This window comes from Bradyrhizobium sp. USDA 4474 (assembly GCF_054057515.1).
The window spans coordinates 3,325,513-3,345,907 of the sequence record NZ_JBSRZJ010000002.1 but is presented as its reverse complement, the minus strand read 5'-3'; the positions used below and the strand labels follow the sequence as shown (position 1 = coordinate 3,345,907).

Sequence of the window (20,395 nt, the reverse complement as noted above, 5' to 3'; positions counted from 1 at the left end):
CGCGCTCAATACGTGGTCAGACGTGATCAAAAACTGGGCATGACAGGGTGCCGACACAATTGCTGCTCACGTGTCGAGCAGCAATGCAGGTATCGGGTTACAGGCGGGGCCGATTAGCTGGCGTCGCGATCGGCCGGCTGGCGCTCGGCAAATACCCGATCGATCAGGCCCCACTCGACCCCCTGCTGCGCGGTCATGAAGTGGTCGCGATCCAGGGTCCGCTCGACTTCCTCTACGGTCCGGCCGCAATGCTGCGCATAGAGCCTGGTGATGCGCCGCTTGGTGTCCTGCATCTCGTTGGCATGGATCAGGATGTCGGACGCCTGGCCCTGGAAGCCGCCGAGCGGCTGGTGGACGTGAAGGCTCGCATTGGGCAACGCGGCGCGGTGGCCGGGCTCGCCGGCCATCAGCAGGAACGAGCCCATCGAGCGCGCGGTGCCCATGCATAGCGTATGCACCGGCGCCTTGATGAACTGCATGGTGTCGTACATCGCAAGGCCAGAGGTGATCACGCCGCCATAGGAGTTGATGTAAAGATTGATCGGCCGGTTCGGATTCTCCGCTTCCAAGAACAGGAGCTGCGCGCAGACCAGGCCCGACATCGCGTCATTGACCTCGCCGTTGAGGAAGATGATGCGCTCGCGCAGCAGCCGCGAGTAGATGTCGAAGGACCGTTCGCCGCGTGCGGATTGCTCGACGACCATAGGGACGAGCTGAAGCATGTCGCGCATCGGCGACCTCCATGTCTGCAGGTGATGAGGTTCGGTTGGTGTCAGGCCGCCGCGCGCATGAGGCAGCGATTGCAATTGGCCGGCTGCGGCGGTTTTACGTTGATCTCGCAGGCCTGCTGGATGATGCGGAAGCGGGTGCCGCCCGACACGTTCGGCTCGATTCGGAAGATGACGCGGCTCTCGCGATACGGCGGTTCGGAATCGCGAAGCCGGTAGCGCACCTCTTCGCCCGGGATCGATGTTTCCGGCTCGGCGCCCGCAAGATCGCAATCCGGCAGCCAGCGCTCGCGCAGGGCGGGAATGGTTACGGCGCGCCAGACTTTTGCCGGCGGAGCATCGAATTCATATTCGAGCACAAGGGCTTCGTCAGGACGTTCGGGCTTCGCGGCGTCGCTCATTGATCCATATCCTTCAGGAGGTCAGCGAGTGCTTCCATGCGCTTCGGCCAATAGGCGCGATAGCGCGCAAGCCATGTACCGATGGCGACGATCCCGTCGGGATCGACTTCGTAATTCACAAAGCGGCCTTGCCGCTGCTCGCGCACGAGGCCTGCCGCGCGCAGCACCGAAAGATGCTGCGACATCGCGGGCTGGCTGATCTCCAATCCGTCGCGCAAGGCGCTGGCATTGAGGCTGCCGTCGGCGAGCTTCTCAAAGACCCTGCGGCGGGTCGGGTCGGCCAGCGCCCTGAAAATATCGGCTTCGATCATGACAACACATAAGCATGTGCTTATGTGTTGCGCAAGCTCTGATTATTGCAGCGCTTCGCCGTGCTGGGTGATGTCGAGACCCTCGAGCTCCTGCTCGCGCGACACGCGCAAGGGCACGAACAGGCCGACCAGCTTGAGCAGGATGAAGCTCACGCCCGCCGACCAGACGAAGGTGACGGCAACGCCATAGAGCTGGATCAGCAATTGCTGCGGATGGCCCTCGAGCAGGCCGGCGGTGCCTCCGATGGCGCTGGTCGCGAACACACCGGCGAGCAGCGTGCCGGTCAGCCCGCCGATGCCGTGGACGCCGAACACGTCGAGCGAATCGTCATAGTTGAAGCGGTGCTTCAGCCAGGTGCAGGCCCAATAGCAAATCGCGCCGGCGGCGATGCCGATGACGATGCCGTGCCACGGCGCGACGAAGCCCGAGGCCGGCGTGATGGTGCCGAGGCCGGCCACGGCGCCCGAGATCATGCCGAGCACCGAGGGCTTGCGCCGCGTCGACCATTCGATCGCGCCCCAGGTCAGCGCGCCGGAACAGGCCGCCAGATGGGTCGCGATGATCGCCATCACCGCGCGCGAATTGGCAGCACCCGCCGAGCCGCCATTGAAGCCGAACCAGCCGACCCACAACAGGCCGGTGCCCATCACGGCAAGCGACAGATCGAACGGCGACAGATTTTCGGTGCCGTAGCCGTAACGCCGTCCCATCACTTTCGCCGCCACCAGGCCACCGGTGCCGGCCGACAGATGCACGACTAATCCGCCGGCGAAATCCATCACGCCCATGCTGTTGAGGAAGCCGCCTCCCCACACCCAATGTGCCAGCGGAATGTAGACGAAGATGAACCAGGCCACCGAGAACAAGAGGTAAGCGGAGAACCGCATCCGGTCGGCGACCGAGCCCGCCACCAGCGCCACCGTGATGATCGCAAACGTCATCTGGTAGAGCATGAACAGCGCTTCCGGGATCGTCTTCGCGGCCGGGTTGACGCTGTCCATGGTCATGCCGGCGAGGAACCAGCGATCGAGCGAGCCGATCCACGGGCCGTCGCCGGCGAAGCACAGCGAGTAACCGAACGCGACCCAGAGAATGGAGATGATGGTCACCGCGGCAAGACTCTGCGCCATGGTCGCGAGCACGTTCTTCTTGCGCACCATGCCGGAATAGAACAGCGCCAGTCCCGGGATCGTCATCATCAGCACCAGGGCGGTGGCGACGATCATCCAGGCGGTGTCGGCGGTGTTGATCTCCGATGTCGTGGCGTGGGCCGGCGCGGCCATCACCGACAACAATCCGAACGGCGCAGCCAAAGCGGCCACGCGGCGCAACAATCCCGCCATGTCGTTTTCCCCCAGCATTCGTGATTGCGTCGCTACGGCGTCGTTGCCCGCTGCGAACGAAGAGACCAGAGCGTTTTCGAGCGAAGTGGATACCGGTTCGCGCCAGGAAAACGCGTCAAACAAAAATCTAGAGCGCGTCGCTATCGGTCTCGCCGGTGCGGATGCGCAGCGCATGGTCGATCGGCGTGACGAAGATCTTGCCGTCGCCGATCTGCCCGGTGCGGGCGGAAGCGGTGATCACGCTGACCGCCTTGTCGGCGATGTCCGAGGCGACCGCGATCTCGATCCGCAGCTTCGGCAGGAAGTTCACGACATATTCCGCGCCCCGATAGATCTCGGTGTGACCCTTCTGGCGGCCGTAGCCCTTGACCTCGGTCACGGTCATGCCGTGGACGCCGATCGCCGTCAGGGCCTGGCGGACTTCATCCAGCTTGAAGGGTTTGATGATCGCGACGACGAGTTTCATGGTCAGGCCTATTCCCCGGGATGCGCCCCGCCGTATGTCCCCGGCGCTGCGTCAATCTGGCATCTTTCCGGGCAAATGGCACAAAAAACTTGCACATTGAAGCGGAAAAACGCTTGGCCGAGGGCGGGCATGTGAACGGCCGCCTCTGTACAGGGCATCTGTTCGTCCCTCACAATGCATTTTTGGCAAGGATGCGGTGAACCCGCGCGGGCCGGGCGGTACATAAGTATTTTGGGGGCGCGCGTCATGGCGAGTTGGTTTTATGCATCCGAGGGCAAGCAGCAGGGGCCCTATCTCGAGGGGCAATTCCGCGATCTGATCGCGCAAGGCGTCGTGCGCCCGGACACGCTGGTGTGGTCCGAAGGCATGGCCGGCTGGCAGAAGGCGGCCGAAATTCCCGGACTGATCCCTGGCGGCGGCGCGCCGCCGGTCATTCCCGCCGGGGGCCCGCCGATGATGGGCGGCGGCGCCTATACCGGCGCAGGCAGCGCGGCCGGCGGATCGCTGTCGGTCGATTTCGGCATTCTCGACTTCACCTGGCGCACGCTGGTGATGGTGATCCTCTCGGCCCTCGTCATTCCCGTGCCGTGGGTGTTCGTCTGGTACACGAGATGGATCGTGTCCTGTGTCAGGGTCCCGGGACGGCCGAACCTGTCCTTCACCGGCAATGCGATGACGATGGTGCCCTGGTTCTTCGGCTTCATCGTTCTGGCCGCTGTCGTCGGCTATTCCGGCGTCCAGGTGCTGAACCTTGCGCTCTTTCTCGCCGAGATCGCCCTCTACTGGCTGCTGATCAAGTGGATGATCGCCAACCTCGCCTCCAACGGGCAGCCGCTTGGCCTCAGCTTCAATGGCTCGGTCGCGGGCTACATCGGCTGGAACCTGCTGTTCGCGGTGTCCATGATCACCATCATCGGATGGGCCTGGGTCGCCGCCGCCCAGCTACGTTGGATCTACCGCAACATCGAGGGCACGCGCCGCGAGATCATCTTCAAAGGCACCGGGCTCGGAATCCTCTGGCGCGGCATCGTGGCCGCCATCCTGTGCAGTTTCCTGATCCCGATCCCGTGGGTCTATCGCTGGATCATGAACTGGTTCGCCTCGCAGACCGAGCTCGCGCCGCGCCGTTCGATGTAAGCATGATCAGGGCCTCGCAAGCGCAATGAACGCGCGCTCGAGATGTCAGCTCCTCCGCTCGCGCACGGAACCTTCCTGCGCGACGGAGGCGACGAGCGTGCCGTCGGGCTTGAAGATCGAGCCGCGCGTCAGGCCGCGGCCGCCTTGTGCGCTCGGCGAATCCTGCGAATAGAGCAGCCATTCGTCGGCGCGGAACGGGCGGTGAAACCACATCGCGTGGTCAAGGCTCGCCGGCATCATGCGCTTGTCGAACAGCGTGCGGCCATAGCGCGCCATGATCGCATCGAGCAGCGAGAAGTCGGAGGCATAGGCCAGCGCGCACATGTGCAGCGCCGGATCGTCCGGCAGCGTCGCCGCCGTCTTGATCCAGACATGGATGCGGCCGTCCTCGATCTTCTGGCCGAAATAGCGGCCGAGCTCGACCGGGCGCAGCTCGATCGGGCGATCGGATTCGTAATAGCGGCGGATGAACTCCGGCATCTCGCGGAACATCGGCTGCTTCGCCACCTCTTCCGCCGTGAGCTTTTCCGGCGCCGGCACGTCAGGCATCTTGTCCTGGTGGTCGAACGCGCTCTCTTCCTCGGCATGGAACGACACCATGATCGAGAAGATCGCATTGCCATGCTGGATCGCGGTGACCCGGCGCGTCGAATAGCTCTTGCCGTCGCGCAGGCGTTCGACCTGGTAGATGATCGGGACCTGCGGATCGCCCGGCAGGATGAAATAGCAATGCAGCGAATGCGGCAGCCGGCCCTCGACGGTGCGGCAGGCCGCCACCATCGCCTGCCCGATCACCTGCCCGCCGAAGACCCGCTGCCAGCTCGTCTTCGGGCTGTTGCCGCGGAACAAATTCACCTCGAGCTGCTCGAGGTCGAGGATCGAAATCAGGTCGATGAGGCTTTTGGACATGGTGGTGCTTTCTTGCCGTCATCCGGCGCGAACCATCGCCCCGGACTGGCACATCAGGCCATCTTTGCGGGCTGTTCCGCCCCTGTTTCACCGCACTGTTTCGCCCACCTCAAGTCTGCTAGCAAGACCTCAGAATTGGCCGGGAAGCTTGGTATGTCGGTACAGAAGAGCATTGTCATTGGCGGCGGCGCATTTGCGGGCCTCGCGCTGGCGCTGGCCCTGCGCCAGGGGCTCGGCCCCGAGATTCCCGTCATCGTCGCCGATCCCGCTCTCGCCGCGCGCCCCAGCCGCGATCCCCGCGCGACCGCGATCGTCGCCGCCTGCCGCCGCCTGTTCGAGGCGCTTGGCGCCTGGGACGACGTCAAGGCTGAGGCGCAGCCGATCCTCGACATGGTCGTCACCGATTCCAGGCTCGAGGACGCCACGCGTCCGGCGTTTTTGAACTTCGCCGGCGATGTCGCGCCCGGCGAGCCCTTCGCGCACATGGTCGAGAACCGCCGCCTGATCGATGCGCTGGTGGTGCGGGCCGAAGCTGAAGGCGTTCATCTTCGCGCCGCCACCGTGTCGTCCTACGACGCGCGCGCCGAGGGGATCGACGTGACGCTCGGCGATGGCAGCGTCATCGCGGCGAGCCTGCTCGTCGCCGCTGACGGTGCGAAGTCGAAATTGCGCGAGCGCGCGGGCATTGCGACGCACGGCTGGGAATACGACCAATCCGGCATCGTCGTCACCGTCGGCCACGAGCGCGATCACGACGGCCGCGCGGAAGAGCACTTCTTGCCCGCGGGCCCGTTCGCGATCCTGCCTCTGTCAGGCAAGCGATCGTCGCTGGTGTGGACCGAGCGCCGGGCTGAGGCCGCGCGCATCATCGCGCTTGGCGAGGACGAGTTTCACGCCGAGCTCGAGCAGCGTTTCGGCTTGCATCTCGGCGAGGTGAAAGCGCTCGACAAGCCGCGCGCGTTTCCGCTGTCCTATTTCGTGGCGCGCTCCTTTGTCGCCGAGCGCCTCGCGCTGGTCGGCGATTCCGCCCACGTCATCCACCCCATCGCGGGGCAAGGCCTCAATATGGGGCTGAAGGATGTCGCCGCCTTGGCCGAGGTCGTCGTCGATGCCGCCAGGCTCGGCATGGATATCGGCGGCGCCGACGTGCTCGATCGCTATCAGCGCTGGCGCCGCTTCGACACCATGGCGATGGGCGTCGCCACCAACTCGCTGAACTTCCTGTTCTCGAATCAGTCGACCCTGCTGCGCACCGTGCGGGATATCGGCCTCGGCATCGTCGACCGCACCCCGCCGCTCAAAAACCTCTTCATCCGCCAGGCGGCGGGTTTGACCGGCGAGATCCCGCGGCTGTTGAAGGGCGAGGCGTTGTGAGCGGCGAATGGCGAATGGTGAGCAGATCCATTCGCTACTCGCCATTCCCTATTCGCCGTTCTCAATCGATCTTGCGCGCCTCTTCCGGCAGCATGATCGGGATGCCGTCGCGGATCGGATAGGCGAGCTTGGCGCTCCGCGAAATCAGCTCCTGCTTGGCGGCGTCGAATTCCAGCGGGCCCTTGGTCAGCGGGCAGACCAGGATCTCCAGCAGTTTCGGATCGACGCTATTTTCGGGACGTTCGGTCGGCGCGTTCATTGGGGTCTCCGGCGGTCGGCTGGCTGTAGCATAGAAAATCACGCCCGCCCATTGCGCGCTATGCCGAGACCAGCCGCTCGATTTCGTCGAGCAGGCCCTGCAGCCGCGCGGCCGGCATCGGCGTGCTGGCGAGTGCATAGCCCAAAAACGTCCAGTACAGGATCTGCGCGCGCGCCTGCGCGGGCGCAGGCGCAACCCCCCGCGTCGCCAGCAGCGCCTCGATATAGTCGAGCCGCCGGCGGTCGATGGCGCGAACGGCCGCTTGCGCCGCCGGATCGAACGCGGCCCAGTTGCGCACCGCGCGCTCGAGATCGAGCCGGGCGCCAAAGGTCCTGCGCAGAAGCGCCCTCACAGGCTCGTCGCTGTCGGCCTCGACGCGAGCGATGATCTCCTCGGCCGCGATCTCGCGCCAGCGCTTCAGCACGGCGGCGTGGAACGCGCCGAGATCGGCAAAATGCCAGTAGAAGCTGCCCCGCGAAACGCCCATGCTCTTTGCCAAGGGATCGGCCTTCAATGCAGTGAAGCCGCTCCTGGTGAGCGCCTTGACGCCCTCTTTGATCCAGTCCTCGGCGGAAAGTTGCCCGGTCATATCAGTTTCCGAAATCCGGCCATACACTACTGTATTGACAGGCGGTGCACCAGCGCCTATACGACCATACACACATGTATGGAGCCGCGATGCGTGATCTCTTGCTGCAATGCGCCGGTGTGGCGGCCATCATCGTGGCCGTCATCCACGGCATCCTCGGCGAAACCAAGGTCTTTGCCCGCGCCACCATCGAGCCGGAGCGGCTCCGCAGCTTGATCCGCCTGGTCTGGCAGGCCTCGACCGTGGCCTGGATCGGGTGCGGCGCGCTGCTGGTCGCTGCGCCCTGGATGGATTCGGCGCTCGCGCGCCACTGGATCGTCGTCACCATGGTCTGCGTGTTCGGCTTCTCCGCCTGCGCCAACGCATGGGGGACGCGTGGTCGCCACTTCGGCTGGATGGCGCTCGGTGCGGTGGTGGCGATGACCCTTGCCGGTTATTGAATGCAGCAACCAAACCGTGAGGCGTAAGGCCGCAGCACACGGCAAAACACGCCCGGCCCTCGGAGGGCGCTGATGTTTTGGCGACGGCTAGAATGTCTCCAAGACGTCGCCGATCCGAATCGCGATTGACTTCCCCTTCCCATTCGCTTCCTTCGGGCGTGCGTCGCGCATATGCGACAGTGGAGGAGATATCAGTGAAAGTCATTCGCGTTCTCGCCATCGCGCTGACGGTCGGCTCCGGCATCGCGTCGACGGTGATGGCCGACGGCTTCAAGGATTGCACCAAGCTCGACAAGGCGTCGTGGAAGCCGGCGATCGAAGCCGAAGCCCAGGCGAAAGCGTTGGGTTATGACGTGCGCCGCTCCAAGATCGAAGGCTCATGCTACGAGGTCTACGGCGTCAAGGCAGGCAAGCTCTACGAGCTGTTCTACAGCCCGGAAGATCTCAGCCTGAAGCACACGATTGCCAAGTAACGGCCAAGGATAGTCCCGGCTTGATCGACAAAGCGCTGCGAGATGCGCGCGGGGAGCCGAAACCGATCCCCGCGGATCGAACGGTCGCCGTCTGGGACCTGCCGCTGCGTCTCTGGCACTGGGCTCTCGCCGCGTGCGTTCTGGCCGCCTGGTTTACACCCGCCGTCCATGACGGCCTGCATCGCATCGTCGGCTATGCGGCCATCGGGCTTCTCGCCTTCCGCCTGGTCTGGGGCTTCCTTGGCGGCCGCTATTCACGCTTTCGCATGATCGGCGTCCGCCTTCAGGCAGCCCCCTCCTATCTCTGGAATCTCCACCGCGGCATCACGGGCCGGTGCGTTGATGCTGTTGGCGCTGCTGTTGTCACTCGCCGTCTCGGCGATCACGGGCGCAATGTCGGTCACCGTCACCTTCTTCGGCGTCTGGTGGGTCGAGGACACCCATGCTTACGCATCGGATGCGGCCATCGTCCTGGTCGTGTTGCATGTTGCAGGCGTGGTGTTGATGAGCGTGCTTCAGCGCGAGAACCTGGTGCGCGCGATGATCACAGGTCGCAAACGCATCCGCAACCATCCCTAGGCCGAGCTGGCAAGTTCGAACCGGCCTCCCTTTGCCCGCGTGGTCTCACGCGGACTCGCGCGCGCTTACCCGCACAATTAACGCCAATGGCGTCATTTGCCGCAGAATGTTTACCTCGCGATAGGCATACAACCGGGCATTGCAAAAAATTAACGCGGAACAAGCGCGCCTGGATCAATCCTCGGTAGTATTGACGAGGGAGTGATATTGCATGTTTCGTGTTTTTTCCTGCCTTGCGACCGAGCACGATTGGCGGCTCGTTGTGCTCGCTGGCCTGGTTTGTTTCGCTGCAAGCATCGTAGCGGTTAGCATCTTTCATCGCGCGATCGCGTCGGGCGCCTGGACGCGGCGGATCTGGATTGCGATCGCCGGTGCCGCCATCGGCTACGGAATCTGGGCGACGCATTTCGTCGCAATGCTCGCCTACGACCCCGGCGTCTCGACCGGCTACGGCCTCGGCCTGACGGCGCTGTCGCTGGCCGCCGCGATGGTGCTGACGTCGGGCGGCTTCGGCGTCGCCGTTAACAATTCCGGCCGCTGGCGCGCAGCTGCCGGTGGCGGCATCATCGGCGCCGGCATCGCAAGCATGCATTATATCGGCATGTGGGCTCTCGAAGTGCCGGGTCATGTGGCCTGGTCGCCGACACTGGTGCTCGTCTCGGTCGGTCTCGGCATGGCCCTGGGCTATGCCGCACTCGCGGTCGCCGTCGGCCGCAAGGACAAGCGGGGGACCCTGGCCGCTGCGCTGCTGCTGACGCTTGCCATCGTGTCGCATCATTTCACGGCCATGGGCGCCGTGCAGATCGTTCCCGATCCGACGCTGGCAAACGATGCATTGTCGCTTTCACCGAACTTCCTGGCCCTCGCAATCGCCGGTGTGGCCCTGTCGGTGCTCGGGATGAGCTTCGTCGGTGTCCTGGCGGATCGTCGCCTTGCGACCAGAACCGGCAGATTCGAGGCCATCATCAGCGAACTTTCCCGCGCCAGGCAACAGGTGGAAGATTCGCAACGGGAAATCCAGGAGCAGAAACTCAGGCTGGATACGGCCATCAACAACATGGTCGAGGCCTTGTGCATGTTCGATGCGGAGAAGCGGCTTGTCGTCTGCAACGAGCGCTATGCCGAGCTCTACCGCTTGCCGCCCGAGCTGCTGAAAACGGGGACGCCGCACGCCGACATCATCAGGCACCGCGTCATGACCGGCATCCTCAAGAGCGGCACCAGCGAGGGCGCCGCCGAGCAATTCCTCTCGAAATTGGCCGCGTTGCCGTTCGATGCAGTCTCGAGCAGAATCGACGAGTTCGCTGATGGTCGGTTGATCTGCGTGACGCGACAGCCAATGGCCGGCGGCGGCTGGGTCGCCACGCATCTCGATGTCACCGAGCAACGCCGGTCCGAGGCCAAGATCGTCCATATGGCGCAACACGATGCGTTGACCGGTTTGCCAAATCGAGTGCTGCTCCGGGAGCGGATGGAGCATGCACTTGCCGTGACGCGCAATGGCGGCCTCGAACTTGCGGTGTTGATGCTCGACCTCGACCGGTTCAAGGAGGTCAACGACACGCTGGGACACCCCGCAGGGGACTCCCTGTTGCGTGCCGTCGCCACGCGTTTGCGCGAATGCACCACGGAAACCGCGGTGATTGCCCGACTGGGCGGCGATGAGTTCGCCGTGATCGACTATGTGACCAGCCCCGCCGTTGAGGCCGCCGCGCTCGCCGAGAACATCAGAAAAGCGCTTTGCGAACCCTTCGATCTCGACGATCACCGGTTCATGGTGGGCACCAGCATCGGAATTGCCATCGCGCCGCGCGATGGCGACGATTCCGACGTGCTCATGAAGAGCGCGGATCTCGCACTCTACTCGGCCAAGAGTGGCGGGCGTGGTGCATTCCGCTTCTTCGAGCCCGAGCTCGATGAGCTCATGCATGCGCGGCGGAACCTGGAGCGCGACATGCGGGATGCGCTTGCTGGCGGCGAATTCGAGCTGCACTACCAGCCCTTCGTCAATACCGCGACCGGTGAGATCCGCGGCTTCGAAGCCCTGCTACGCTGGCATCACCCGCGGCGAGGCCTGGTCATGCCCGGCGAATTCATTCCGCTCGCGGAGGAGACCGGCTTGATCGTGCCGCTCGGAGAATGGATCCTGACGACCGCATGTAGCGAAGCCGCCAAATGGCCCGCCCATCTCAGGATCGCGATCAACCTCTCTCCGGCCCAGTTCAAGAGTAAGGAGCTTGTCCCGGTCATTGTCGGCGCACTGGCGAATTCGGGAGTTCCGCCGGACCGACTTGAGCTCGAGGTGACCGAGACGGCAATCATGCATGACAGCGAGGCCGTCTTCGCAGCACTTGGTCAACTGCGCGAGCTCGGCGCGCGAGTAGCCCTGGACGATTTCGGCACCGGCTACTCTTCGCTGAGCTTCCTGCAGAGATTCCCGTTCGACAAGATCAAGGTCGACCGCAGCTTCGTCAATGAACTGTCCAGCGCAAGCGCAGACGCGCATCATCTCGCGCGGGCGGTCGTTCGCTTCGCGGTCAGCCTGGGGAAGACGACGACCGCCGAAGGCGCCGAAACGAAGGAGCAGCTCGATATCCTCCGTGAAGAGGGCTGTGTCGAAACGCAAGGCTATTATTTCGGTCGGCCGATGCCTGCATCCGGCATTGCGAAGATGCTGAGGCGAGGTGAGAAGGCAGCCATCCGCGCGGCGTGAACCACAGCATGATCCGGAAAGGTGTGAAGCGGTTTTCCGAAAAGATCATGCTCAAACAAAAGCCAAACCGCGATCACGACCCAATCTGATCGCGCTTCAGCACCGGTCATTGCAACGGCGGATCGCCGCTGGTGCGCTTCTTGGCGAGGTCCATCTCGGTGACCGCGATCAGGATCTCGGCGCGTGTCTTCAGATCGGGCGCTTCAAGCATGGCCTGCTTCTCGGCCGGGCCGTAGGGCGACATCATCGCCAGCGCGTTGACGAGCGCCTCATTGGGCGCGCTTTCGACACCCTCCCAGTCGACCTTGAGATTATTGGCCTTGAGAAAATCCGCCAGCGCCACCAGCAGCGCCTCGCGGTTGACCTCGTCCTCGCCCATGCGCGCGGTGAAATCGTCGGTGAAGGCGAAAAAATCGACCTTGCACTGCCGGTAGGGGGTCAGCACCTCGAGCTCCTCGACCACCTTGAAGCGCGCGATGCCGGTGAGCTCGAGGATGTAACGGCCGTCACCGGATTCGGCGAGCTGGGTGATGCGGCCGACGCAACCGACGCGGAACAACTTCGGCCTGTCGGAATTTTTGGGCGAGTGCGCGACGTCAGGCTGGATCATGCCGATCAGCCGATGGCCGTCGCGGAAGGAATCGTCGACCATCGCGAGATAGCGCGGCTCGAAGATGTTGAGCGGCATCTGGCCGCGGGGAAGCAGCAGCGCCCCCGGCAGCGGAAAAACCGGAATTATTTCCGGCAGGTCGGCGGGGCCGCGATATTCGATATTGATCGGCATCTGGTCCCCGCTAGAGCATGATCCGGAAAAGTGCGCAGCGGTGTTCCGATAAGATCATGCGCAAACAATAACCGCACGCTGTCCCTATGAAAACAGGATCGTCGACAAGCGCTTGCGTCCCTCGACGGTTGCTTCATCCGTGCCGCCCCAGGCCTCGAAGAACTGCACCAGCTGCTTGCGGGCGCCGTCGTCGTTCCATTTGCGGTCGTGCTTGACGATCGCGAGCAGCTGCTCGGTGGCCGCAGTGCGATCGCCCTGCGCGTTCAGCGCGGTGGCAAGATCGAAGCGGGCCTGATGATCGAGCGGGTTTTCGGCGACTTTCCGTTCCAGCTCGGCGACAGGCCCGAGCTGTTCCGCTTGTTCGGCAAGATCGATCGCGGTCTGCACCGCCTTCACGGCCGGGTCGTTGCGCTTGGATTCCGGCACCATGGCGAGCGTCTGCTTGGCTTGCTCCATCGCACCCGAGAGGGCGTAGCATTTTGCCAGCCCGGCCAATGCCGCGATGTTGGTCGCCTCGTGCTGCAGCACTTCGGCATAGATCTGAGCGGCCGCGGCGGCATCGCCCTCGGCGAGCACGGCCTCGGCCTCCTGCAGGATCTCGGCAAGGTTGGGCTCGCCTGGCGCCGTCACACCCTTGGTCAGCTTCTCGATGAAGGCGTTGAGCTGGCTCTCCGGCACAGCGCCCATGAAGCCGTCGGCGGGCTGGCCGTTGACGAAGGCGATCACGGCCGGGATCGACTGGATGCCCATCTGGCCGGGGATCGCCGGATGCTGGTCGATGTTCATCTTGACCAGCTTGACCTTGCCCTTGGCCGCCTTGACTGCCTTTTCCAGGATGGGGGTGAGCTGCTTGCAGGGACCGCACCACTCCGCCCAGAAGTCGATCAGCACCGGCTGGCGCTTCGATTCCTCGATGACGTCCTTCACGAAGGTCTGGGTGGTGGTGTCCTTGATCAGATCGGCCGCAGCCGGACCCGCTCCGTTAGCCTGGTCGATGATCGTCACGGGATCCCCTCGTCTCATGTCTGGAATGGCGGGTCTTTAGCACGTCGCCATCGCATATGCTTCGTTTCAGGCCCTAAAATTGGGCCGGGGCGGCCGAATTTCAATCCGTAGGCGCCGATTCGGCAGTTCCCGACCATTTTCGGTCGATTTGGCCGGGATGGGGCTCATATAGGGGCTCGAAAGCGAGATGATGCTGCCGGTAGCTGTTGCATTCGCCTCCCGCTTTTGGCATACGACAGCCGTTGCCGGCGCGTCACGCGACCGACACAGGATGCGGGTGTAGCTCAGTGGTAGAGCACGACCTTGCCAAGGTCGGGGTCGAGGGTTCGAGCCCCTTCGCCCGCTCCAACTTTTTTCCCGGTGCATCCAGCCAAATCAGGTCAGGCCGTGGTTTTCCACGCCGGTGGCGGCTGGCTTGGGTTTCGCGTGACGATCCTGGTCACCGCAGCGCCGTCCACCTCGGGCAGGCGATCCTCCGGACGCGCTTCGGCCCCGACATCGTCTCGGCGACCAGGCGTGGCCGCCGTCAGGGCACACCTTCCCGGCCCCTGTCCTACTGTGCATGGGGTTGTTTTCGCGAGCAGCGCGAGCCCGCGCTCCGGACGGCCCGGAAGGACAAGGGGGATGGATCGGAGTCCTCATCATGCGCCGGCAGTTCATCTCGCACGCGATCAGCGCGGCTGCGCTCCTCACGCTTAGCGCGCCCTCTGCAAGCGCGGCGGATAATGCCGCAGTCGAGGAGAAGGCCGCCGTTTGCTCCGGCTGCCACGGCGAGAACGGGATATCGCAGACCGAGAACATCCCCTCGCTTGCGGGCCAGCCAGCCTGATCAATTCCTGCAAGGGCAGCTCGTGTTCTTCCGCGCCGGCTCGCGCAAGAACGAGCAGATGCAGCCCCGCAGTCGCTCGCAATCTCGCATGTTTCAAATAGCGCTGGGCGCGATTAGCCCGCGCGCTGCTTCTCATACGCCTTCAGATGCGTGTACGCGATGCGCAGCTTCGGCACCGGCACCTTGGCGGCATCAGCGCGCGCGATGAGGTCGCCGATCACGTGATCGGCCTCGACGGGGAGGCCCGCCTTGATGTCCCGGAACATCGAGGCCGTCATCGGAGAGCCCTCGGTGGTGAGGTTGCCCTTCACGCGCTCGAAGAACGGGCCGCCAGGCGTGTAGCCGGACGCGGTGGCGATTGCGCTGGTCTCGTCGAGAATGCCGAGCAGGAAGTCCCTGCCTCCGGGTGCCGCAAGGATGTTGCCGACAGAGGTCCGCATCAGGCTGGTGGAGGCTGCGAGCGAGGAGAGGAACACCCACTTTTCCCACATGTCCTGCATGATGTTCTCGCTGACGGTGGCCCCGACAATGCCGCTCTTGAAGGCCTCGTCGATCGCCTTGATGCGATCCGACGACTTGCCGTCGCGTTCGCCGTAACTGATCGCCTGCATCGGCTGCAGCTGCACCACTTCCCGCTTCTCGTTCAACGTCGCCGCGATGGCGCAGAGACCGCCGAGCACGCGCTCCTTGCCGAACTTCTGGTCGAGCGTGTCGAGATGCTTCATGCCGTTGAGCATCGGGATGATCGCGGTGTTTGGGCCAACCGCAGCGGCAAACGAGTTGATGGCGTCGTCGAGGTCGAACGCCTTGCAGCTGAGCAGCACGACGTCGAATGTGTCCTTGATCGCGTCGGTCTGCACGGTCGGCGGATTCTTCAGCGTCGCGTCGCCGTTCGGGCTCTTGATGGCCAGGCCGTCGCGCGCGAGTTCGCCGGCGCGCCTGGGACGGACGAGGAAGGTCACGTCGCGGCCAGCCTGCAACAGCCTGCCACCAAAATAGCCGCCGATGGCGCCGGCGCCGACCACGAGGATACGCATGGGAGACCTCCGCTTTTAGGATTGGCGATTGGCGATAGGGAGTAGCGAATAGCAGGGGCGATTTCCACTTGCTATCCGCCGGCCGCCTTGCGCGCGCTTCACTTTCCCGACACCATCTCCTCGACCTCGCGCAGCTGCTCCTTGCCGAAGAACATTTCGGTTCCGACGAAGAAGGTCGGCGAGCCGAAGGCGCCGCGCGCGACCGCCTCCTCGGTGTTCTCGATCAGCTTGCCCTTCACGTCCGGCTCCTGGGCGCGGGCGAACAGCTTTTGAGCGTCGAGACCGGAGGACGCCAGCGCCTTCGCGGCCACTTCAGGGTCGTCCATCTTCTTCGGCTCGCGCCACATGTGGTGAAAGGCGGCGTCGACATACGTCTCGAACACACCCTCGAGCTGCGCCGCGATTGCGGTGCGCATCAGGTTCAACGTGTTGACGGGAAAGTTGGGGTTGAAGACGTAAGGCTGAACCCTGAAGCGCTTGACGAAGCGCTCGGTCTCGACCGCCTGGAACTCGCGCTTGTTCTTGATGCCGGCGAGCGTCTCGGCCGGCGATCTGTTGTTGGTCGCCTTGAAAATGCCGCCGAGCAGGATCGGCACATATTCGAATTTGACACCGATGCGCCGTTCGATCGCGGGGATGGCGAGATGGCTGAGATAGGCGTTGGGGCTGCCGAAATCGAACAGGAATTGCGGGGCGGTGCGGGTCAAATGCGTTCTCCCTGACGTCGCTTTTCACCCATTGTGGCGCAGGGCGCGCCACAGGTCCACCGTTTAATGATGGTCATAATATCTTGGTGATCAGACCAGACGCCGGATGGCCCGCTTGCGCCACACCAGGAGGTAATAGCCCATCTGCAGAACGAACATGGCGCAGAATACGATCGGATAAGCGGCCCATACGCCCGCAAGCCCGATGGTGCGACTGAGGATCACCGCACTGGGCAACTCGATCGCAACGATGGCTGATATCGACAGCAGCATCGGCGTCAGCGCGACGCCTGCGGCACGCATCGCGCCTGAGAATGTCGTCGCAAGGCCGAACGGCACCGAGCTCCAGAGGGCGACGAAGAGCAGTCCTTTCGCCAGATCGAGCACGGCGCCGTCAGTTATGAAGATGCCGAGCACGGCGCGGGGCGCGAGATAGATCAACGTTACCAGCCCGCCCGTCAGTACGAGGTTGAACGCGAGGCCGGTTCGCACGATGCCATCGAGCCGCGTCCGGTCGCCGCCGCCGACGGCCTGCGCGCCGAGAATCGAGACCGCGATCGAGATCGACATCGCCGTGAACTGCGTGTAGCCCATCACCTGGTTGACGGCGCCGTACGCAGCCGTGGCGTCGGATCCGAAGCCGTTGACGAGGCCGAGCAGCACCAGCTCGGCGATCGCCATGACGACCATGCCGACGGCGCTCGGCAAGCCGATGCCCAGGATTTGTCCGATCACCGCGCGATTGATCCGCACATGGCGCAGCAGTGCTGCGTCCGGTGCGAGCACGTGCTTCTTCCGCAGCAGATAGACGGCGAGCGCGATCAGCGTCACTGCGTTGGAGATCGCAGCCGCCCAGGCCGGGCTGGTGATGCCGACCGCGCCGTGGATCAGCATCGGTGTCAGGATCAGACCGATCGCAGTCGACAACGCCAATGCCAACAGCGGCGTCACTGCGTCGCCGACACCGCGGATCATCGCGGTCATCAGCAGGAAAGTGAAGCCAAACGGCATCGTCAGCAGCATGATGCGGGCATAGCGGCTAGCCTGCTCGAGAATGTCGGCCGGCGTCGCGAGTGCGATCATCAATTGCCGGCTGAGCAGGCCACCGACCAGTCCTACTGACATCGAGAGCAGCAGGCCGACGGCGAGCGTCGTGCCAGCGACGATCTTGATCCTGTCGAGCTTGCCCGCACCAAAGGCCTGGCCGATCAGCACGGTTGCGCCGGTGCTCAGGCCCATGACGAAAGCGAACAGGAAGAAGAATACCGGGAAGAAGATCGAGACCGCAGCGAGTGCATCGACGCCGATCATATGACCGACATAGACATTGCTGACCGTGCCGAACAACGATTGCAGCGCGTTGCTCAGCATCAACGGCGCGAGGAAGCGCAGGAAAGTCTGCCGGAGCGGCTTTGGAACGGACATGGTTCTGCCTTTCATCAGGGCGTGCGAAGCCGCTGCCGAGCAATGCGCGGCTTGGCCGTCGATAGGGTTGTGAGACGTGCTGCGCGGCTAGGCGCGGTCGCCGTAGGCGAGCTTGACGATGTGGTCGCGGATATCGGCCGGCCAGTCGGCGATCAGTCCGGTGAAGCGGCGCCGGTCATCCGCGAACAGCGCGCGCGAGGCTTCCTCGAATTGCGCCAGATTGCCTGCCATGGTCGACATGAAGTGATAGGCCGCATCGCGCGCCTGCCGTGCGCGATCCTTGTCGCCGCTGGCGCGCCTGGCCTCGTCGACGAGCTTTCGCAGCGCGACCGAAGCGCCGCCGGGCTGCACGCCGAGCCACTCCCAATGCCGCGGCAGCAGCGTCACCTCGCGCGCGACCACGCCGAGCTTTGGCCGGCCGCGTCCGCGCGGCTCGGCCGGCGGCGCGGCCTCCTCGACCGGCGGCGGGATCAGCTTCGCCAAACGCGCCAGCACCTCGCGATCGCCGCCGCGCAGATCGAAGTCGATCGATCGGCCCGTGGCGTCTTCGAAGATGATGATCGCCTCGTCCGTCCGCGGTGCCACCCGCTTGACGACCAGAGCGACCTCTCCCGCCGGCCCGGACACCAGGCGGCGCTGCCCTTGAAACGCGGTGAAAGTTGCTTGCATTGAAATCATTGCCATATTGACGATGGTGGCGCCTTTAATACCCGGGTAAATAATCGCCGTCAATATACCCGGATGAAAATATCCTCCGAACGGCTCGACATTGTGGTTCCGGGCTGGCAGGTACGCGGCCGGCCCAACAAACCAAGCCCGGGGATTCTTGCGATGCTGACCCTCCATCACCTCAACAATTCGCGCTCGCAGCGCGTGCTGTGGCTGCTCGAGGAGCTGGGCGTGCCCTATGAGATCGTGCGCTATCAGCGCCAGCCGGACATGCGCGCGCCGAAGGAGCTGCGTGCGATTCATCCGCTCGGCAAATCGCCCGTCATCACCGACAACGGCAACACCGTCGCCGAGTCAGGCGCGATCATCGAATATCTCGTCGCGACCTATGGCAATGGCCGCCTGATCCCGCCGCCTGATACGCCGGAGCGGCTGCGCTTCACCTATTGGCTGCATTACGCCGAGGGGTCCGCGATGTCGCCGCTGCTGTTGAAGCTGCTGTTCACGCTGATGCCGAAACGCGCGCCGGCGCTGCTTCGCCCGCTGGTGCGCAAGGTTTCGAACCAGGCGCTCACGGCGCTCGTCAATCCGCAGCTCAAGCAGCACATGGACTATTGGGAGGGCGAGCTCGGCAAAAGCGAGTGGTTCGCCGGCAGCGAATTCACGGCCGCCGACATCCAGATGAGCTTTCCGCTCGAAGCGGCCCAAGCCCGCGGCGGACTCGAGCAGGGCCATCCCAAGGCGATGGCGTTTCTGGAACGCATCCACGCGCGGCCGGCTTATGCGCGCGCGCTGGAAAAGGGCGGACCGTACCAGGTCGGGCGGTAAGTTTCTCCAGCGCCCGCGATGATCTGTCAGTCCGCGTGCAGCACCCGCCCGCGCGTCTCGGGCAGCGCGAACGCCGCGATGAAGAACAGCGCGTAAGCCACCACCGCGAAGATCGCGATCGCATTGGCCAGCGAGGTCGATGCCGAGAGCGCACCGACGAGGAAGGGAAACAGCGCACCGATGCCACGGCCGAAATTATAGCAAAAGCCTGGCCGGAGCCGCGCAGACGCGTCGGATAGAGCTCGGTCAGGAACGCGCCGATCCCTGAGAAATAACCCGAGGCGAAGAAACCAAGCGGAAAGCCGAGCACCCACAGGATCTCGTTGTTCAGCGGCAGTTGCGTGTAGAGCAGCACGACGGCCATCGCTCCGATCGAGAAAGTCAAGAACAGGTTACGCCGTCCGATGCGGTCGGCGAGCCAGGCGCCGACGAGATAGCCGATGAAGGAACCGATGATCAGCGTCGAGAGATAGCCGGTCGATCCCACGATGGACAGATGCCGCTCCTTGGTCAGGAACTGCGGCACCCAGAACGTGATGGCGTAGTAGCCGCCCTGGCAGCCCGTCGCAGCGAGTGAGGCGAGAATCGTGGTCTTCAGGATCGGGCCCGAAAAAATCTCCCAGAGCGCGGGGCGATCGCCGCTCGCGGCCTGCCTGGCACGGGCTTCAGCGGCGATCTCGGGCTCGGTGACGGAGCGGCGGATGTAGAACACCAGCAGCGCCGGCAGGGCGCCGATCACGAACATCCAGCGCCACGCCGTCTCTGCCGGCATCAACGAGAACAAGATCGCTTGCGCCAGCACGGCAAGGCCCCAGCCGACCGCCCAGCCCGATTGCACCGAGCCGACGGCGCGGCCGCGATATTGCGGCCGGATCGCCTCGCCCATCAGCACGGCGCCTGCGGCCCATTCGCCGCCGAAGCCGAGGCCGAGCACGGCGCGCGCGATCAGCAGCTGCTCGAAATTCTGTACGACGGCGCAGACCAGCGAGAAAACCGAGAACCAGATGATGGTGATCTGAAGCGTCCTGACCCGGCCGATATGGTCCGAGACATAGCCGCCGAGCCAGCCGCCGATGGCGGAGGCCAGCAGTGTCACCGTGCCGGCAAGGCCGGCGGAGCCCGCATCGACCTTCCACAGCGCGATGATGGTGCCGATCACCAGCGGGTAGATCATGAAGTCCATGCCGTCGAGCGCCCAGCCTGCCGCGCAAGCCCAGAAGGTTCGGCGCTCGGCGACGTTCATGTCGCGATAAAAGGCGAGAAGGCTGCTGTCCTCGATCTCGGCGCGCTCGATGCGCCCGCTCGGATCGGCTGTTGTCATGTGCGTTTCCCCGGCAAATTCTTTTGGCCGAGCGGTGGTAGCACGCGCGGCGGCCGGCGCAAGCCGG

General features: G+C 64.2%; 20 protein-coding genes, 1 tRNA gene and 3 pseudogenes. 9 read left to right on the top strand and 15 right to left on the bottom strand.

Annotated features, from left to right (window positions below; all coding sequences use genetic code 11):
• Positions 1 to 113 precede the first annotated feature (113 nt).
• The 5 genes from ACVW16_RS17715 to ACVW16_RS17695 form a co-directional block, all read right to left on the bottom strand.
• Entirely contained in the window at positions 114 to 731 is a 618-nt protein-coding gene (locus tag ACVW16_RS17715) for an ATP-dependent Clp protease proteolytic subunit (RefSeq protein WP_456700423.1), read from the bottom strand.
• Positions 732 to 772: 41 nt separating this feature from the next.
• Positions 773 to 1,129: an SRPBCC family protein gene (locus ACVW16_RS17710; RefSeq protein ID WP_456802378.1), complete on the bottom strand. Its 357-nt coding sequence runs from the start codon at positions 1,127 to 1,129 to the stop codon at positions 773 to 775.
• Positions 1,126 to 1,440, bottom strand: a complete 315-nt coding sequence (locus ACVW16_RS17705; RefSeq protein WP_456700421.1) for an ArsR/SmtB family transcription factor — start codon at positions 1,438 to 1,440, stop codon at positions 1,126 to 1,128. Before ACVW16_RS17705 ends, ACVW16_RS17710 begins: the two co-directional genes overlap by 4 nt.
• 42 nt (positions 1,441 to 1,482) lie before the next feature.
• The gene (locus ACVW16_RS17700) at positions 1,483 to 2,784 is read right to left on the bottom strand and encodes an ammonium transporter (protein WP_456700420.1); all 1,302 of its coding nucleotides are present in this window, start codon (positions 2,782 to 2,784) and stop codon (positions 1,483 to 1,485) included.
• 127 nt (positions 2,785 to 2,911) lie between these two features.
• On the bottom strand, positions 2,912 to 3,250 hold the full coding sequence (locus tag ACVW16_RS17695; protein ID WP_092232482.1) for a P-II family nitrogen regulator: 339 nt from the start codon (positions 3,248 to 3,250) through the stop codon (positions 2,912 to 2,914).
• A 246-nt stretch (positions 3,251 to 3,496) separates the two neighbouring features.
• Here ACVW16_RS17695 and ACVW16_RS17690 point away from each other — a divergent pair, with 246 nt between their 5' ends.
• Complete coding sequence (locus ACVW16_RS17690; RefSeq protein WP_456700419.1) at positions 3,497 to 4,387, top strand: DUF4339 domain-containing protein; 891 nt, start codon at positions 3,497 to 3,499, stop codon at positions 4,385 to 4,387.
• Between the two features lie 45 nt (positions 4,388 to 4,432).
• On the opposite strand, the gene tesB is transcribed toward ACVW16_RS17690, so the two are convergent.
• Positions 4,433 to 5,296: an acyl-CoA thioesterase II gene (tesB, locus tag ACVW16_RS17685; RefSeq protein WP_456700418.1), complete on the bottom strand. Its 864-nt coding sequence runs from the start codon at positions 5,294 to 5,296 to the stop codon at positions 4,433 to 4,435.
• 153 nt (positions 5,297 to 5,449) lie between these two features.
• Here tesB and ACVW16_RS17680 point away from each other — a divergent pair, with 153 nt between their 5' ends.
• Complete coding sequence (locus tag ACVW16_RS17680; protein WP_456802377.1) at positions 5,450 to 6,670, top strand: ubiquinone biosynthesis hydroxylase; 1,221 nt, start codon at positions 5,450 to 5,452, stop codon at positions 6,668 to 6,670.
• A gap of 61 nt (positions 6,671 to 6,731) precedes the next feature.
• Here the strand turns inward: ACVW16_RS17680 and ACVW16_RS17675 are convergent, their stop codons facing one another.
• Together ACVW16_RS17675 and ACVW16_RS17670 are read right to left on the bottom strand one after the other, a co-directional pair.
• Complete coding sequence (locus tag ACVW16_RS17675) at positions 6,732 to 6,929, bottom strand: Trm112 family protein (protein WP_200297414.1); 198 nt, start codon at positions 6,927 to 6,929, stop codon at positions 6,732 to 6,734.
• Positions 6,930 to 6,987: 58 nt separating this feature from the next.
• Positions 6,988 to 7,518, bottom strand: coding sequence for a TetR/AcrR family transcriptional regulator (locus tag ACVW16_RS17670; RefSeq protein WP_456700416.1), 531 nt, complete (start codon positions 7,516 to 7,518; stop codon positions 6,988 to 6,990).
• An 89-nt stretch (positions 7,519 to 7,607) separates the two neighbouring features.
• On the opposite strand from ACVW16_RS17670, the gene ACVW16_RS17665 reads away from it, so the two are divergent.
• The 4 genes and pseudogenes from ACVW16_RS17665 (at position 7,608) to ACVW16_RS17650 (ending at position 11,723) form a co-directional block, all read left to right on the top strand.
• Positions 7,608 to 7,958: a hypothetical protein gene (locus ACVW16_RS17665; protein WP_456736832.1), complete on the top strand. Its 351-nt coding sequence runs from the start codon at positions 7,608 to 7,610 to the stop codon at positions 7,956 to 7,958.
• A 194-nt stretch (positions 7,959 to 8,152) separates the two neighbouring features.
• Positions 8,153 to 8,431, top strand: coding sequence for a PepSY domain-containing protein (locus ACVW16_RS17660; RefSeq protein WP_456700414.1), 279 nt, complete (start codon positions 8,153 to 8,155; stop codon positions 8,429 to 8,431).
• 20 nt (positions 8,432 to 8,451) lie between these two features.
• Positions 8,452 to 9,010 (top strand): annotated as a pseudogene (locus ACVW16_RS17655) (cytochrome b/b6 domain-containing protein).
• A gap of 211 nt (positions 9,011 to 9,221) precedes the next feature.
• Positions 9,222 to 11,723 (top strand): EAL domain-containing protein, encoded by a 2,502-nt coding sequence (locus ACVW16_RS17650; RefSeq protein WP_456736833.1) that lies wholly within the window; start codon positions 9,222 to 9,224, stop codon positions 11,721 to 11,723.
• 106 nt (positions 11,724 to 11,829) lie between these two features.
• Here ACVW16_RS17650 and ACVW16_RS17645 read toward each other — a convergent pair whose 3' ends face one another.
• Together ACVW16_RS17645 and trxA are read right to left on the bottom strand one after the other, a co-directional pair.
• Positions 11,830 to 12,507, bottom strand: coding sequence for an LON peptidase substrate-binding domain-containing protein (locus tag ACVW16_RS17645; protein WP_456700411.1), 678 nt, complete (start codon positions 12,505 to 12,507; stop codon positions 11,830 to 11,832).
• Positions 12,508 to 12,591: 84 nt separating this feature from the next.
• Positions 12,592 to 13,512 carry a thioredoxin gene (gene trxA / locus ACVW16_RS17640; protein ID WP_456736834.1) on the bottom strand — a complete coding sequence of 307 codons (921 nt, stop codon included), beginning with the start codon at positions 13,510 to 13,512 and terminating at the stop codon, positions 12,592 to 12,594.
• 273 nt (positions 13,513 to 13,785) lie between these two features.
• Here trxA and ACVW16_RS17635 point away from each other — a divergent pair.
• A tRNA-Gly gene (locus ACVW16_RS17635) sits at positions 13,786 to 13,860 on the top strand.
• A gap of 295 nt (positions 13,861 to 14,155) precedes the next feature.
• Positions 14,156 to 14,408: pseudogene (locus ACVW16_RS17630) on the top strand (c-type cytochrome); the annotation flags it as partial.
• A gap of 46 nt (positions 14,409 to 14,454) precedes the next feature.
• On the opposite strand, the gene panE reads toward ACVW16_RS17630, so the two are convergent.
• The 4 genes from panE to ACVW16_RS17610 form a co-directional block, all read right to left on the bottom strand.
• On the bottom strand, positions 14,455 to 15,378 hold the full coding sequence (gene panE, locus ACVW16_RS17625) for a 2-dehydropantoate 2-reductase (protein WP_456700409.1): 924 nt from the start codon (positions 15,376 to 15,378) through the stop codon (positions 14,455 to 14,457).
• Between the two features lie 98 nt (positions 15,379 to 15,476).
• Positions 15,477 to 16,085 (bottom strand): 2-hydroxychromene-2-carboxylate isomerase, encoded by a 609-nt coding sequence (locus ACVW16_RS17620; protein WP_456736835.1) that lies wholly within the window; start codon positions 16,083 to 16,085, stop codon positions 15,477 to 15,479.
• 90 nt (positions 16,086 to 16,175) lie between these two features.
• On the bottom strand, positions 16,176 to 17,510 hold the full coding sequence (locus ACVW16_RS17615; protein WP_456736836.1) for an MATE family efflux transporter: 1,335 nt from the start codon (positions 17,508 to 17,510) through the stop codon (positions 16,176 to 16,178).
• Positions 17,511 to 17,597: 87 nt separating this feature from the next.
• The gene (locus tag ACVW16_RS17610) at positions 17,598 to 18,194 is read right to left on the bottom strand and encodes a DUF2239 family protein (RefSeq protein ID WP_456736837.1); all 597 of its coding nucleotides are present in this window, start codon (positions 18,192 to 18,194) and stop codon (positions 17,598 to 17,600) included.
• 147 nt (positions 18,195 to 18,341) lie between these two features.
• Between ACVW16_RS17610 and ACVW16_RS17605 the strand changes: the two genes are divergently transcribed.
• Positions 18,342 to 19,007, top strand: a complete 666-nt coding sequence (locus tag ACVW16_RS17605; RefSeq protein WP_456700405.1) for a glutathione S-transferase family protein — start codon at positions 18,342 to 18,344, stop codon at positions 19,005 to 19,007.
• Positions 19,008 to 19,033: 26 nt separating this feature from the next.
• Here the strand turns inward: ACVW16_RS17605 and ACVW16_RS17600 are convergent.
• Positions 19,034 to 20,328 (bottom strand): annotated as a pseudogene (locus ACVW16_RS17600) (MFS transporter).
• Positions 20,329 to 20,395: the final 67 nt, after the last annotated feature.

Bases quoted from the DNA above. Each gene is read 5' to 3' on its own strand.
- ACVW16_RS17715 (WP_456700423.1), bottom strand. From the start codon at position 731: ATGCGCGACATGCTTCAGCTCGTCCCTATGGTCGTCGAGCAATCCGCA.
- ACVW16_RS17710 (WP_456802378.1), bottom strand. From the start codon at position 1,129: ATGAGCGACGCCGCGAAGCCCGAACGTCCTGACGAAGCCCTTGTGCTC.
- ACVW16_RS17705 (WP_456700421.1), bottom strand. From the start codon at position 1,440: ATGATCGAAGCCGATATTTTCAGGGCGCTGGCCGACCCGACCCGCCGC.
- ACVW16_RS17700 (WP_456700420.1), bottom strand. From the start codon at position 2,784: ATGGCGGGATTGTTGCGCCGCGTGGCCGCTTTGGCTGCGCCGTTCGGA.
- ACVW16_RS17695 (WP_092232482.1), bottom strand. From the start codon at position 3,250: ATGAAACTCGTCGTCGCGATCATCAAACCCTTCAAGCTGGATGAAGTC.
- ACVW16_RS17690 (WP_456700419.1), top strand. From the start codon at position 3,497: ATGGCGAGTTGGTTTTATGCATCCGAGGGCAAGCAGCAGGGGCCCTAT.
- tesB (WP_456700418.1), bottom strand. From the start codon at position 5,296: ATGTCCAAAAGCCTCATCGACCTGATTTCGATCCTCGACCTCGAGCAG.
- ACVW16_RS17680 (WP_456802377.1), top strand. From the start codon at position 5,450: ATGTCGGTACAGAAGAGCATTGTCATTGGCGGCGGCGCATTTGCGGGC.
- ACVW16_RS17675 (WP_200297414.1), bottom strand. From the start codon at position 6,929: ATGAACGCGCCGACCGAACGTCCCGAAAATAGCGTCGATCCGAAACTG.
- ACVW16_RS17670 (WP_456700416.1), bottom strand. From the start codon at position 7,518: ATGACCGGGCAACTTTCCGCCGAGGACTGGATCAAAGAGGGCGTCAAG.
- ACVW16_RS17665 (WP_456736832.1), top strand. From the start codon at position 7,608: ATGCGTGATCTCTTGCTGCAATGCGCCGGTGTGGCGGCCATCATCGTG.
- ACVW16_RS17650 (WP_456736833.1), top strand. From the start codon at position 9,222: ATGTTTCGTGTTTTTTCCTGCCTTGCGACCGAGCACGATTGGCGGCTC.
- ACVW16_RS17645 (WP_456700411.1), bottom strand. From the start codon at position 12,507: ATGCCGATCAATATCGAATATCGCGGCCCCGCCGACCTGCCGGAAATA.
- panE (WP_456700409.1), bottom strand. From the start codon at position 15,378: ATGCGTATCCTCGTGGTCGGCGCCGGCGCCATCGGCGGCTATTTTGGT.
- ACVW16_RS17615 (WP_456736836.1), bottom strand. From the start codon at position 17,510: ATGTCCGTTCCAAAGCCGCTCCGGCAGACTTTCCTGCGCTTCCTCGCG.
- ACVW16_RS17610 (WP_456736837.1), bottom strand. From the start codon at position 18,194: ATGGCAATGATTTCAATGCAAGCAACTTTCACCGCGTTTCAAGGGCAG.
- ACVW16_RS17605 (WP_456700405.1), top strand. From the start codon at position 18,342: ATGCTGACCCTCCATCACCTCAACAATTCGCGCTCGCAGCGCGTGCTG.